Source organism: Pseudomonas sp. GLN_2 (assembly GCF_043106005.1).
Taxonomy (GTDB): domain Bacteria; phylum Pseudomonadota; class Gammaproteobacteria; order Pseudomonadales; family Pseudomonadaceae; genus Aquipseudomonas; species Aquipseudomonas alloputida.
This window is the reverse complement of record NZ_JBICMC010000108.1, coordinates 1-12,686: the sequence shown is the minus strand read 5'-3', so window position 1 is coordinate 12,686 and position 12,686 is coordinate 1. Positions and strand designations below refer to the sequence as shown.

The 12,686-nt window shown below is 56.5% G+C and carries 11 protein-coding genes and 1 pseudogene; 9 read left to right on the top strand and 3 right to left on the bottom strand.

Going from position 1 to position 12,686, the window contains the following annotated elements; translation table 11 throughout:
- Positions 1–70: 70 nt before the first annotated feature.
- A complete protein-coding gene (locus ACF8Q6_RS26210; protein ID WP_392492434.1) occupies positions 71–964 on the top strand; it encodes an NAD(P)/FAD-dependent oxidoreductase in 894 nt (297 codons plus the stop codon).
- Between the two features lie 21 nt (positions 965–985).
- The gene (locus ACF8Q6_RS26205; protein ID WP_392492433.1) at positions 986–1,459 is read left to right on the top strand and encodes a methyltransferase family protein; all 474 of its coding nucleotides are present in this window, start codon (positions 986–988) and stop codon (positions 1,457–1,459) included.
- A 246-nt stretch (positions 1,460–1,705) separates the two neighbouring features.
- On the opposite strand, the gene ACF8Q6_RS26200 is transcribed toward ACF8Q6_RS26205, so the two are convergent.
- A complete protein-coding gene (locus tag ACF8Q6_RS26200) occupies positions 1,706–2,551 on the bottom strand; it encodes a hypothetical protein (RefSeq protein WP_392492431.1) in 846 nt (281 codons plus the stop codon).
- A 737-nt stretch (positions 2,552–3,288) separates the two neighbouring features.
- On the opposite strand from ACF8Q6_RS26200, the gene ACF8Q6_RS26195 reads away from it, so the two are divergent.
- From ACF8Q6_RS26195 to ACF8Q6_RS26175, 5 genes are all read left to right on the top strand, one after another.
- The gene (locus ACF8Q6_RS26195) at positions 3,289–5,334 is read left to right on the top strand and encodes an alkyl/aryl-sulfatase (protein WP_392499726.1); all 2,046 of its coding nucleotides are present in this window, start codon (positions 3,289–3,291) and stop codon (positions 5,332–5,334) included.
- Positions 5,335–5,454: 120 nt separating this feature from the next.
- Positions 5,455–6,717, top strand: coding sequence for an OmpP1/FadL family transporter (locus ACF8Q6_RS26190; protein ID WP_392492428.1), 1,263 nt, complete (start codon positions 5,455–5,457; stop codon positions 6,715–6,717).
- A gap of 42 nt (positions 6,718–6,759) precedes the next feature.
- Positions 6,760–7,428: a DUF3313 domain-containing protein gene (locus ACF8Q6_RS26185; protein WP_392499724.1), complete on the top strand. Its 669-nt coding sequence runs from the start codon at positions 6,760–6,762 to the stop codon at positions 7,426–7,428.
- A gap of 82 nt (positions 7,429–7,510) precedes the next feature.
- On the top strand, positions 7,511–8,044 hold the full coding sequence (locus tag ACF8Q6_RS26180) for a hypothetical protein (protein WP_392499722.1): 534 nt from the start codon (positions 7,511–7,513) through the stop codon (positions 8,042–8,044).
- A gap of 52 nt (positions 8,045–8,096) precedes the next feature.
- Entirely contained in the window at positions 8,097–8,903 is an 807-nt protein-coding gene (locus tag ACF8Q6_RS26175; protein WP_392494109.1) for a transporter, read from the top strand.
- Positions 8,904–9,136: 233 nt separating this feature from the next.
- On the opposite strand, the pseudogene ACF8Q6_RS26170 reads toward ACF8Q6_RS26175, so the two are convergent.
- Positions 9,137–9,668: pseudogene (locus tag ACF8Q6_RS26170) on the bottom strand (tyrosine-type recombinase/integrase).
- 417 nt (positions 9,669–10,085) lie between these two features.
- On the opposite strand from ACF8Q6_RS26170, the gene ACF8Q6_RS26165 reads away from it, so the two are divergent.
- Entirely contained in the window at positions 10,086–10,655 is a 570-nt protein-coding gene (locus tag ACF8Q6_RS26165) for a DJ-1/PfpI family protein (RefSeq protein ID WP_392494108.1), read from the top strand.
- Between the two features lie 175 nt (positions 10,656–10,830).
- On the opposite strand, the gene ACF8Q6_RS26160 is transcribed toward ACF8Q6_RS26165, so the two are convergent.
- On the bottom strand, positions 10,831–11,001 hold the full coding sequence (locus tag ACF8Q6_RS26160; RefSeq protein WP_392494107.1) for a hypothetical protein: 171 nt from the start codon (positions 10,999–11,001) through the stop codon (positions 10,831–10,833).
- Positions 11,002–11,296: 295 nt separating this feature from the next.
- On the opposite strand from ACF8Q6_RS26160, the gene pbpG reads away from it, so the two are divergent.
- On the top strand, positions 11,297–12,223 hold the full coding sequence (gene pbpG / locus ACF8Q6_RS26155; protein WP_012051929.1) for a D-alanyl-D-alanine endopeptidase: 927 nt from the start codon (positions 11,297–11,299) through the stop codon (positions 12,221–12,223).
- Positions 12,224–12,686 lie beyond the last annotated feature (463 nt).

Here is a 12,686-nt window from a genome sequence, read left to right as displayed (position 1 = left end):
ACCACTCGGTATCTTAAATTTGCAATCCAAAGCCTAGGTTTGAACCTACCCTCCAGCGGAGCCCATCACTATGAATGACGTCATCATCATCGGCGGAAGTTTTGCCGGTCTCGCCGCCGCTTTACAGCTCGGCCGTGCCCGTCGCAAGGTCATCGTTCTCGATACCGGCTGCCCGCGTAACCGTTTTGCCGGCCGTTCACATGGTCTGCTTGGTCACGATCACACACCGCCGCTGGAAATCCTGGCCGCGGCGCGGCAGCAGTTGGCGCGCTATCCAACGGTCAGGCTGGTCAATGCCCGGGCGGAGAAAATTTCTGGCGTAATCGACGATTTCTGCGTTGTCACTGACGATCACGAAAGCCTCAAGGCCCGCCGCGTAATCCTAAGCTATGGCGTCGCAGATCAGATGCCTGATGTTCCAGGCTTTGCCGAGAGCTGGGGCACGTCCATCGTCCCCTGCCCCTATTGCGACGGCTTTGAAGTCGCCGGGCAACATTGGGGCCTCGTGTGGTCCGGCCCGCAATCTCACAACCAGGTCAGGCTGTTCCTCGATTGGACCGACAGGTTGACTGTCTTTGCCGATGGTCACGACATTGCGCCTGATATCCAGGCCGATCTGGCTCACCGCAACATATCTGTCATCGACGGGCGTATCGTTGAGATCGCCCATCACCAAGGGCATATCGCTACTGTCAATCTCGACACTGGCTCCACTGTTGCGGTCGACATTCTGTTTGCTCATCCGCGCAACAAGCCATCCGCAAACCTGCATGAATCGCTGGGCCTCGCCACGATGGATACGCCAACCGGCGTTATCCTCAAGGTCGACGAACGCCGCCAAACCAGCACACCCGGCGTCTATGCCGCCGGCGATCTCACCACGCCCATATTGCCCTCGGTCACCCAGGCATCATCGCAGGGCGCGATGGCGGGTATTTTTGCCCAGCAGTCGATGCTGGCTTGAGCGCTTAGAGAGGAAATGAACATGGCCGTCGAACCGGACAGCGCGGGGGTGCGCTTACCTCCGCCCTTCATCTATCTAGGAGCGTTGCTGTTGGGGCTGGCGGCGGATCGGTTCCTCGCCCTGAGCTACTTCGGCATCGACCGGTGGTTGCTGGTCGCGACGGGCGCGCTGCTGTTCGCTGCCGGCGCGGTGATGATGTTTGCGGCGGCGGGGCTGTTCCGGCGTCTGGGCACCAACATTCCGCCGTCGCAACCAACGACCCTCATCGCAACGACCGGCCCTTATCGGTGGACCCGCAATCCCATGTATCTCGGCATGGCGCTTGTCTATGCCGGCATTGCGGTCGGCTTCGACGGAGCAATCGCCTTGGCTTTGCTTCCATTGGTGCTGATTGTGATCCAGAGACAGGTAATCGCCCGCGAGGAGCGCTATCTCGAATCCAAGTTCGGCGACGACTACCGCCGCTACAAGGCCGAGGTTCGCCGCTGGCTCTGACTATTCCGCAACTGCTGCCTGCAGGATTTTCTGATAACCAACACCGACTTTCTTTCCACGGCTACTGAATGGGCCCTGACTTCGTAGATAATCAAGGGCCGCTTTTGGCCGTGAACTGCCTCGCAGCTTTTGGGTCGATTTATGCCCTGGGCGAGAGACCGCTTTGGGTCGAAAGCCGTCAATCGCGATCGGCAGCTTCCGCCCCATACCGGCCGTTCACGAATGGCTACTATCGGAAATCAGTCGCTAATGATTGACCTCCGTCTGGAGCCACCGGCCGAAATGTTTGCACACGGCCTCGTGATCAAACTTGTCCTCTCCACGCCAGCATGCAGCCGCTTCCGACCAGTCGCTTCTGCTGTGAATAGGCCGTTCGAAAGACGCTGGTTTGAGCACGCCCAAGTGCGCCAGGACGTCGATAATCACCCGCCGCTCGTTCTTTGAAGACTTCACCACGTCTGCCAGCCGCTTCTCCAAGCTGCCGGCGTGGTCGCCAGGTTTGCTTAGGTCGATGATCCCAAGGATCGCTCGGAGAATTGCTAAATCCTCTTCCGTCGGATTGGGGATGTCGTCACGCAACAGTTCTTGGAGGTCGAACCATGTGTAGATCAACTGGCCGTGGCGGACTCCGCCCCATTTTATGCGCTCGAAATTAAGGACGTTGAGGTCCACATCCGTGTATTGATCTTCCCCGACCGTGAGGCCGGGGACCACATCGCGGCAGACCGCGCACGTATAGCTTGTGGTCGTGAGCGTACCGTCGGGGAGGTAACTGTGACCACAAACAGTCGGCGTGTACTGATGAGGAACCATCTGGCAGGCGAGATGATATGAAGCCACGCCAGACCGCCAGTCCAGTCTTCTTCTGGAAAGGCTGGCTACAAACGCGCGGGCGGCCTTGGCTGGGGGGATTCGCATGATCATATCCAGTACCTCGTCTAAGCACTGGTCATGGCCGATGCTGGCGGGTTCAAACATCAGGCCCTGCGCTTTTGCATACGCGAAATCTTGAGGATCCGTCTTCGGGGCAGGAAGCCAGCCATTGCTACCCCAGTATGTTTTGAAAAGTATATTTTTAGCCTGCTTGTCCATGTGCGCTCCGCTTTTCCAGTGCTGCGATTCTAGCGCTCCGTAACCAATACGATCGAGGGATGTCTGCTTTGGGTCGAAAGCGGTCAGTCGCGGGCGACTGCTAACGACCCAAAGCAGACATTCATAACCGGTGCTATCCATCGCCGGCGAGCACGGTTCTCACAGGTACACCGTATAGTCCGATTGGCTGACCCACTATCTTGAACCTCAACGAGACCGCTGCAGTTGGGGTGCCGACGCAGTATTAGCGCTTGCCCCGGTTGACCAGCGCGTCTAAAAGAACTTCGCAGGTCAGGCAAATGGTCACCTCATGGCTCATGACGAAGATGCTCGCAGTGCGCTGCGCGCAAGGCTGGGCAAGTGGGGCGACTGAGCCTGGTGAAAATCTTTACTAGAGTAGCCTGGCCGTCATTTTGGTTGATTGATACAGATGTCGAGTCCGAGGGATTTTTGTCTGAATAGACGAATCACTTCGCATAATTAGTGCGCCTACGGGTGATAGATGCGGTGTTGACTAAACGAGACTTTAGCGATGTCGCTGAGTTTGCAGTACCCGCTGAATCAACTTGTCATTTCTCTTCTTACCCTCCGGGCTGGTCACACTCTCACCACCGGAGGTCTCGTACCCGATTGATTTAATGAGACTTATCAAATTTAGAGGAAATATTCTCATCCACGTCTACGCTCTCTATGCGACATGAAACCCTAGCTGGCAGTTGCCTCAAAGGTACAGCGCATTGGTCACAAGGAGCTGGCAAATGACTGTGTTTATGAAAAGGTTCAGTAGTAAAGGCCGCACCGTTTCGGCGGAGAGAATTTGGAAGCTTAGCTCTACCTTTTTCTTAGCCACTGCCATCGCAATGGTTTCACAGGCTTGGGCTGAAGAGAAAGCCAAACCGGCAACAGCTGCAACGAAAGAAGCCAACGATGCGTTGCTCAAGGAGCTGCCGTTCAACGACAAAACGTCCTTCGAACTGGCCCACAAAGGGTTTATCGCGCCCCTGCCGAAAGAGCCGATCAAGGGCGCGTCGGGTAACCTGATCTGGGACCCGGCCAAGTACAACTTCATCAAAGAAGGCGAGGCCGCACCTGCTTCCACCAACCCCAGCCTCTGGCGCCAGTCACAACTGATCAATATTTCTGGCCTGTTTGAAGTCACCGATGGTATCTATCAGGTGCGCAACTATGACCTGTCGAACATGACCATTGTTGAAGGCAAGGAAGGCATCACCATCTTTGACCCGCTGATTTCGGCGGAAACTGCCAAGGCCGCACTCGACCTTTACTATCAACATCGACCGAAGAAGCCCGTCGTAGCAGTGATCTATACGCACAGTCACGTGGATCACTATGGCGGTGTTCGAGGTGTGATCGACGAGAAGGATGTCAAGGCAGGCAAGGTCAAGGTCTATGCCCCCAAAGGCTTCCTGGAGCACGCCGTTGCCGAGAATGTGATGGCCGGTACCGCCATGAGCCGCCGGGCCAGTTACATGTACGGCAACCTGCTGCCGCCGAATGAAACGGGCCAACTGGGAGCAGGGTTGGGGACGACGACTTCTGCCGGCACGGTCACCCTGATCCCGCCGACCGACATCATTGAGAAAACCGGCGAGAAGCGCACGATTGATGGGCTGACGTACGAATTCCTCTATGCGCCGGGCAGTGAGGCGCCAGCCGAGATGCTTTATTACATCCACGAGAAAAAAGCGCTCAATACCGCTGAAGACTCCACCCATACCCTGCATAACACTTACTCACTTCGTGGCGCGAAGATTCGCGAGCCGTTGCCGTGGTCCAAGTACCTCAACCAAGCGCTGAAGATGTGGGGCAAGGACGTCCAGGTCATGTATGCCATGCACCATTGGCCTGTGTGGGGCAACAAAGAGGTCAACGAGCAGTTGTCGTCACAGCGGGATATGTACCGCTACATCAACGATGAAACCCTGCGCCTGGCTAACAAAGGTCTGACCATGACCGAAATCGCCGAGCAGGTGAAACTGCCGAAATCGATCGCTTCACGGTTCTCCAACCGCGGCTACTACGGCTCTTTGAATCACAACGTCAAGGCCACGTATGTGCTGTACCTGGGCTGGTTTATTGGCAACCCGGCGACGTTGCATGAATTGCCGCCGGAAGAATCGTCCAAGCGCTATGTCGAGATGATGGGCGGCGCCGACGCGGTGCTGAAGAAGGCCAAGGAGTACTACAACAAAGGCGACTACCGCTGGGTAGCCGAAGTGGTCAACAAAGTGGTCTTTGCCGACCCTACCAACCAGGCCGCTAAGAACCTGCAGGCCGACACGCTGGAACAATTGGGTTACCAGGCTGAAAGTGGACCATGGCGCAACTTCTACCTCACGGGTGCCAAGGAGTTGCGCGACGGGGTGAAACAGTTGCCGACGCCAGACACGGCTAGCCCTGATACCGTGCGGGCAATGGACCTCGATCTGTTCTTCGATTACCTCGCCATGCGCCTGAAAGGACCAGAGGTCGAAGACAAGCACATTACCCTTAACTTCGACTTCACAGACCTTAAGCAGAAATACCTGGTGGAAATGGTCAATGGCGTACTCAACCACACGGAAGGTTCGCAAGCCGACAACGCCGATGCCACGGTCAGCCTCACACGGGATACGTTGAATAAGCTGATGCTCAAGGAAACCACACTCAAGGATGCTGTGAGCGCTGGCGATGTGAAAGTTGAGGGTACCGAAGGCAAGCTTGAGGAGCTGATGAGCTACATGGACAACTTCGACTTCTGGTTCCCGATCGTTACACCTTGATTGCTCCCTTGGCGCAGGTTGCGTCAAGCAGGACACCGAGCAATCGGTGTTCTGCTCTTTTAAAGTGTGGGGTAAAGGACTATGACCGCGACTGATCGTATAGAACACGCGAGATGGTGGATGCCCGCGGCAATAATTCTGTTGGCGTTCCACACCAGCAACGTGGCAGCTGGAGGTATCTTCATTTATGAGGCCGGCCAGGAAAGTAACGGCTTGGCCAACGCTGGCTCGGCGGCGCTCGCCACCGACCCCAGCGTGTTGATGAGCAACCCTGCAGGCATTGCGCTGCTGCCTGGCACGCAGATCAGCGCCAACGCACAGGTCATCCTCGGCGACTTGCGTTACTCACGCGACAGCAACAACCAGTTCGACGGCAACGAGGGCGGCAATGCCCTGCAATACTTGCCGGGCGCCAGCCTGTTCATCAGCCACCAGCTCGATGAGCGCTCGGCCATCGGATTTGGCATGTACGGTAACTTTGGCTTGGCACTGGACTACGACGATGACTGGGCAGGGCGCTACTTTACCCAGGAAGCGGCCGTGATCGGCGTGTCGTTCCAACCCACCTTTGCTTACAAGTTCACCGATGACCTCACGGTGGGCATCGGCCCCCGCATGATGCTGGGCTATTACCGCACCGAGATGGCCATCAACAACAGCCTGCTGGGGTTGGTCGAGCGCCCCGACGGCCAGCTTGAATACAAGGACACCGACTTCGGCATTGGTGTGAACCTGGGCATGCTTTACCAGCTCGCCCCCCGCACGCGCATTGGCCTGGCCTACACCAGCAAGGTGAAGCTGGAGTTCGAGGACAGCCCGCATGTCAGCAACATCAACAACCCCCTGATCAACGCCGCCCTCAGCCGCTTGGCGGTGGACACGCTGGAGTTGGACATGAACGTGCCGCAGACCGCGACACTCAGTGTGGCCCACCAGATGGACGATCAGTGGACGCTGCTGGGTAGCCTGGGTTGGCAGGACTGGAGTGAATTCGGTGATATCGGCGTGGAGGTGGATGCCAACGCCGCCGGGGTCAGCCGCACGGTCGATCGCCAGTACAAGGACACCTGGCACGCCTCGGTCGGCGCGCAGTACCAGGCGACCCGCCAGCTGCGCTGGAGCGTTGGGGTGGGGTATGACAGCTCGGCTGTCGATGACAAGGACCGTACGGTGGACAACCCAATGGGCGAGACGTGGCGCTTCGCGACCGGGGTGAACTATCAGATTGAAGAAGGGTTGGACCTGCACCTGGCCTACACGTTGGTCTGGCTCGGCGATATGGACGTGGAGCAGACCAAGGCACGCTCCGGCGATACGTTATCAGGCAGTTTCGATAACGCCGCCTTGCACATCATCGGCGGCGGCGCAACGTGGCGATTCTAATTTCATCCTTGATAACCGCTTCAACCTGGAAGGAGAAGTTGCATGAAAAGTAGGTCGTTTATTGCAACCGTGTGCCTCGCATCGCTGTTACTGCATGGCTGTGCGAGCAAATACGTGGAGCCTGATGAATACTCCGGGTTTCTGAAGGACTACAGCAAGCTCAAAGAGGAAAAATCACCGTCGGGCGCGGAGGTGATGCGCTGGATCAAGCCTGGGATCAAGGCTAACCAATTTACCAGCGTCTATGTCGAACCCAGCCAGTTTTATCCCAAGCCGCAACCCACTGCAAAAATTCCGCAGCAAACCTTGCAAGGTATAACCCAATATTACGATCAGGCATTGAAAAACCAATTTTCCACCGTGCTGCCGCTGGCGACGAGCTCCGGGCCAGGTGTACTGGTGGTGCGCCCGGCGATTACCGGGGTAAGCGCCAAAACCAAAGGGCTACGCCCCTATGAGGTTATCCCGATCGCGTTGGTGGCCGCCGGCATCAGTACGGCTACTGGTATTCGCGACCAGGACACCAGTGTCGCCACCGAGGCCGCATTCATTGACGGAAGCTCGAATGAAGTGGTGGCCGAAGTGGTGCGCAAGGGTGCAGGCGCTGAGCTCGATAACTCTTCGCAGATCATGCAGGCCAAGGACGCACGTGCTGTGCTCGATGGCTGGGCGAAGGACATGGTCAGTTCATTCAAGGCACTGAAAAAGTAACCCGCATGTTCCCCCTGTCGTGGCTGTACGTCAGGGGGCATCGGCATTTAATTCACGGATTCGATGTTTCAAGGATGCCCCGATGAAAACGGTCATGCTCAAGCTTAAACATGAATTCCTGAAAGTGCTTCCTCCCACCGTGTTCTTTTTCGTGATTTTGCACATCGTTGCGCTGATTCGCGCACTCATGATCAAGGGGTCGGGGGTGGAACTGCCTGTCTCTGCGTCGGTGCTCATTGCCGCTCTGATACTGGGCAAGTCTGTGCTGGTGGCCGATATGCTGCCCTTCATCAATCGCTTCCCCGACAAGCCGCTGATCTGGAATGTCGCTTGGAAGACCTTCATGTATGCCTTGGTCGCGTTGATCGTGCATTACCTGGAGCGACTGTACGAGTATTGGAAAGAGGCGGCTGGCCTGGTGGATGCGAATGCGATGTTGTGGTCATCGATAAACTGGCCTCGCTTCTGGGCTGTTCAGATTTTGCTGATCACCTTGATATTCATGTATTGCGTCATCGCTGAACTGGCTCGCGTCATTGGCCGCGATCGCCTTAAACGCATCTTCATTGGTCCACTCCCGCCAAAGCAGCCTGATATGACGAAACACAGCGGATAGCCGAATGAATGATCCGGTTTGGAGACTTTGCTTTCTGTTGAGGGGAGATACCATGTTGGAAAGGAAATGCTACGCGCTTTACGCACTTGCGTTACTGGCCCACATCGAGCATGGGCAAGCCGAGGACTCAGCGGAGCTTGCCAAGAAAGCGCTGAACCCGGTTGCGGCCATGTACAGCTTGCCAGTGCAATACAACTGGGATCAGAAGTTGGGCCCGGATGGCGATGGCAAGCGCAGCCTGACCAATATCCAGCCAGTGCTGCCGTTCAGCCTGAATGATGACTGGAACCTGATCTCCAGGACCATCCTGCCCGTGATCGATCAACACGGCTTGGGTGGCCCGGCGGACACCTCAGGTGTGGGCGATGTGACCCAGAGCTTTTTCTTCTCACCTAAGCAACCTACTGCCAGCGGCTGGATCCTTGGCGCAGGGCCGGCGCTGCTGATACCGACAGGCAGCAACGACGTGCTGAGCAGTGAGCAATGGGGGCTCGGACCAACTGCGGTGGCCTTGAAGCAGTCCAACGGGTGGACGCACGGGATATTGGCTAATCATATCTGGGGGCTGGAAGGCAGCCCCGCAGATGGCAAGGAGAAGGTCAACCAGACGTTCATGCAGCCGTTTCTTTCCTACACGAACAGCACCTTGACCACATTTGGCATCAACAGTGAGTCGACCTACGACTGGCAATCCAAACAATGGTCAATTCCGATCAACCTGATGGTGACCCAACTATTGAAAGTGGGTGGGCACCCTATTACCGTCCAGGCGGGCCCGCGTTATTGGCTCGACTCACCGGATAATGGCCCCGAAGGCTGGGGCTTTCGCTTTGCAGTGACGCTGCTGTTCCCGCGCTGATCCTAAACGACGCACAACTCTGTGCATTTCAATCCGCCTGGAAAGCTCAGGGGCGTCAGGTTTGGGCAATAGAACTCGCTCGCCACGAGTTAGCCGATTGCGGCCTCAGCTAGCGAGTCCGTTTGATGTGGCTAACCTGTTCCAGCATGCACGATGCTGAAAGCGAGTTCCTCTGCGAAGGACAGCTTTGGGTCGAATCGCGACGGTCATACCTCGACCGTTGCTGGACGCTGTCAGACCTCCGTCTGCTCTGCCATCTCCAATGCGTCATCGACTTCAATGCCCAGGTATCGCACCGTGCTTTCAAGCTTTGTACATAGCAGGATCTAGCCCAATAGACTTTATCCACGCTTTGACGATTCGGGCGTACTGCCGGGTGGAGAGATGCACTGAGGCGTGTAGCCGGCTTGGGAAAAGACAATCCTCGCTGTGGAGTTGGGCTTGATGCATCCAGGCCTGTAGGGCCAGCCGCGTTTGCTCTGTAATTTCAAACTGTACGGGACGTTGGGTTTTCTGCTGCATCACTATCGCCCGCGATGACACGTGCTCCCCATGAGCAACGTCGCGTACGCGAAGCTTGGTCAGATCGCAGGCTCGTAGCTTGCTATCGATGGCCAGATCGAAAAGGGCTAAATCACGAGTTTCCTCCGCGATTTGGAGCCTTACCCGAATGGCCCAGATATCTTTCAGTCGGAGCGGAGCTTTCTGCCCGACCAATTTTCCTTTGTTCCAAGGCTGATGGCTGCTGGTCGTAATGGCGTTCATGGCTTGTCCTCCATGTGAGGTAGGACAAGGATGGTCAACCCAATCCAGAGGCGCTAACCGACCCATTGTTGTCCTTCGTGGAGAACAGTTATCGGCCAAAAGCGGTCACTTACTGAAGACAAAGTCTGAGGGGCTCACTAAATGCCCCCGGCGGTCTGGAGTCAATGGCGTGTTATCTAAGATGCGTCAGCTTCGCTTTCGCCCTCATCATCGTAGTCAATCAAGCTTGCCGACACTTGACAAATTTCAAATTGCTCTAAGGTCCTGGTGCCAGCAGTACAGTATTCTTAATTTCGATATTGAATCCAATATCGCGACCGGGAACATCATCTTCCCTTCTATGAGCACCGCTAGCTGAACCTTGATGTCTGTTTGAAGCCGCCGTACGCTATCGGCATTCATGGAGGAATCTGGCTGATGGCACGCGTGGGTTTGATACTGACACCGGGTTTTGCTGACTGGGAATACGCATTCATTGCTGGAACTGCGTCTCCATTTTATGGGATCGATGTCAGGTTTTTCGCACCTACTACAGGGCCGCTCCACTCGCAGGGCGGATTGGCTGTAACTGTCGATAGTGGCTTGCAACAATGCCTGGACTGGAAACCGGACGTTGTTGTCGTGATTGGAGGAATGGTCTGGGAGCGTACAGAAGCTCCGGATATTCGAGACTTTCTTCATGCTAGTCGTTCAAGTGGAGCGACAATTGCTGGCATCTGTGGTGGAACGCTGGCACTTGCGAGAGCCGGGCTACTCGACACGGTTCCTCATACCTCGAACAGCGCTGACTTTCTGCAAAAACATGCCGTAGGTTATGACGGGCACACGCGCTATCGAAGCAGTGCAGTAGCTGTGGTTGCAGACCGCATCATAACTGCTCCAGGCCCTGCACCCGTTAGCTTCACCTGCGCAGTGTTCGAAGGTGCCGGATTATCTTCAGCGCTCATTTCTCAGTTCAGATCAATGCTAGCAGCGGAACATGGATGACCGCCTCGTTCCACAAATCAGCCCATCAGGTAATGTCTTCGACGGTCCTCTTCTGGCCGTTAGCTGTCCTTTTTTAAAGGCAGATGTAGGTCGAATGCAGCCACTCATTGCTTGAGCGCAAACAAGTCCTCTGCCAACTCACCGGGGATGGGGTCGACGTCGAGAAAAAGACGGCTCACATCTGCCGGATCGTGGTTGAAAAGCAGGCAGTCGAGCGGACCAAGACGAAATACACCCGCACCGTAATGTTGAACAGCCGGGCTTTTGGCGCACTGGCAAGGGCCAGAGAGATCGCGCAATACCGCTCGAAGCAGAAGCGCCGCGTCTCGACGGAGTCGCCATTCATCTTCCAACCTTCAGGCTCGTCACCACGAATCCAGCGTTCATTGCTTGGCAGCTTGGGCGCTCGGTGCAGGTGCTTCTCTCGACCTACGCCAAGTGGTTGAATTCTGCCAACGATTGGACGGAACTGGCGAAGCTGGAAAAGAACGTAATGGGTACAGGATTAAATATCGTTCACTTTGCGCCCTTTAGGCATAAGGCATTCGACAGCAATTCAGCCATACTCCAAAATGCATCGGTTTTTTAGGGGGAAAACCCTTGCACAGCCAACGACATACCAACTTTTAGTGAGCCTCAACGTGAAAACATCCCTGTCCATCCTCAGCCTGCTGCTGTTGCTCACAGGTACCGCGACCCTTCCGTCGACTGCTGCTGCACAACCCCCGGCCCAGGTTCAACGTGACCCCTCCAAACTGCATCTGGCTTCAGGCAGCGCTCTGCTGATCGACCTGAACAGCAACCAGGAGCTGTATTCAAGCCATGCCGACCGCGTGGTGCCGATCGCTTCGGTGACCAAACTGATGACGGCGATGGTGGTGCTGGATGCCAAGTTGCCCATGGATGAAATGCTCACCATGACCATTGCCAACAACCCGGAGATGAAAGGTGTGTACTCGCGCGTGCGCCTGGGCAGCCAGCTGGACCGCCGCGAAACCCTGCTGATTACCCTGATGTCGTCGGAAAACCGTGCGGCCAATAGCCTGGCCAACGCCTACCCCGGCGGCTATCCGGCGTTCATCAAGGCAATGAATGCCAAAGCCCGCAGCCTGGGAATGGCCCACACCCGCTATGTTGAGCCGACTGGCCTGTCGACGCAGAACGTATCCACTGCCCGCGACCTGGCCAAGCTGCTGATGGCCTCGCGCAAGTACCCCATGCTGAGCGAGCTGTCGACCACCCGCGAAAAGACCGTCGCCTTCCGCAAGCCCAACTACACCCTGGGCTTCCGTAACACCGACCACCTGGTGAACAAAAGCAACTGGGATATCAAGCTGACCAAGACCGGCTTCACCAACGAGGCCGGGCACTGCCTGGTATTGCTGACTCGCATGGATAACCGTCCGGTGGCCATGGTCATTCTCGATGCCTTCGGCAAGTACACCCACTTCGCCGATGCCAGCCGCATGCGTCAATGGCTGGAAACCGGTGCCGCCAAGCCGGCACCGGCAGTGGCCATGCAGTACAAGGCCGACCGGCAGAACAAGGGGCGGTTGGCGGCCGAATGACCGCCATATCCTGGAACGTGCGAGCTTGTTGGCGAAACAGACAACGCGGTGGATAGCACGGCCTTCGCCCGTGTTCGCGAGGAAACCCGCACCTACGACGGCCTGCGCCCGATCACCAAGGTGTGTGTCCAACCCTGATCAGGTGTAGGGGCGGGTTTACCCGCGAATACGGTAGCGGCGGCAACGCTGAACGGCGGGTGGAAATTGGCCAGCAGGCCCAGCCCTTTCGCGGGTGAACCCGCTCCTACACGACGGCCTGTGCCCAATCACCAATGTATGTCCACCCTCGATAGGTGTAATCGATGGACTCGCCCCCGCCGAGGCATCACAGTGCCACGGTGGTGTTCGAAGAAGCCAACGGCAGCGAGGGCGAGACCATGAAAAAGCATAGTTCGAAACACGATTCCCTGTCTTCCACTGATGTGGAGCTTTGCAAAACCATCTGCGTAGACCTGGCCAAACA

What these genes read in the sequence shown, in the direction of transcription:
- ACF8Q6_RS26205 (WP_392492433.1), top strand. Translation starts at nt 986, where the DNA reads ATGGCCGTCGAACCGGACAGCGCGGGGGTGCGCTTACCTCCGCCCTTC.
- ACF8Q6_RS26190 (WP_392492428.1), top strand. Translation starts at nt 5,455, where the DNA reads ATGCCCGCGGCAATAATTCTGTTGGCGTTCCACACCAGCAACGTGGCA.
- ACF8Q6_RS26165 (WP_392494108.1), top strand. Translation starts at nt 10,086, where the DNA reads ATGGCACGCGTGGGTTTGATACTGACACCGGGTTTTGCTGACTGGGAA.
- ACF8Q6_RS26210 (WP_392492434.1), top strand. Translation starts at nt 71, where the DNA reads ATGAATGACGTCATCATCATCGGCGGAAGTTTTGCCGGTCTCGCCGCC.
- ACF8Q6_RS26200 (WP_392492431.1), bottom strand. Translation starts at nt 2,551, where the DNA reads ATGGACAAGCAGGCTAAAAATATACTTTTCAAAACATACTGGGGTAGC.
- ACF8Q6_RS26185 (WP_392499724.1), top strand. Translation starts at nt 6,760, where the DNA reads ATGAAAAGTAGGTCGTTTATTGCAACCGTGTGCCTCGCATCGCTGTTA.
- ACF8Q6_RS26160 (WP_392494107.1), bottom strand. Translation starts at nt 11,001, where the DNA reads ATGAATGGCGACTCCGTCGAGACGCGGCGCTTCTGCTTCGAGCGGTAT.
- ACF8Q6_RS26180 (WP_392499722.1), top strand. Translation starts at nt 7,511, where the DNA reads ATGAAAACGGTCATGCTCAAGCTTAAACATGAATTCCTGAAAGTGCTT.
- ACF8Q6_RS26175 (WP_392494109.1), top strand. Translation starts at nt 8,097, where the DNA reads ATGTTGGAAAGGAAATGCTACGCGCTTTACGCACTTGCGTTACTGGCC.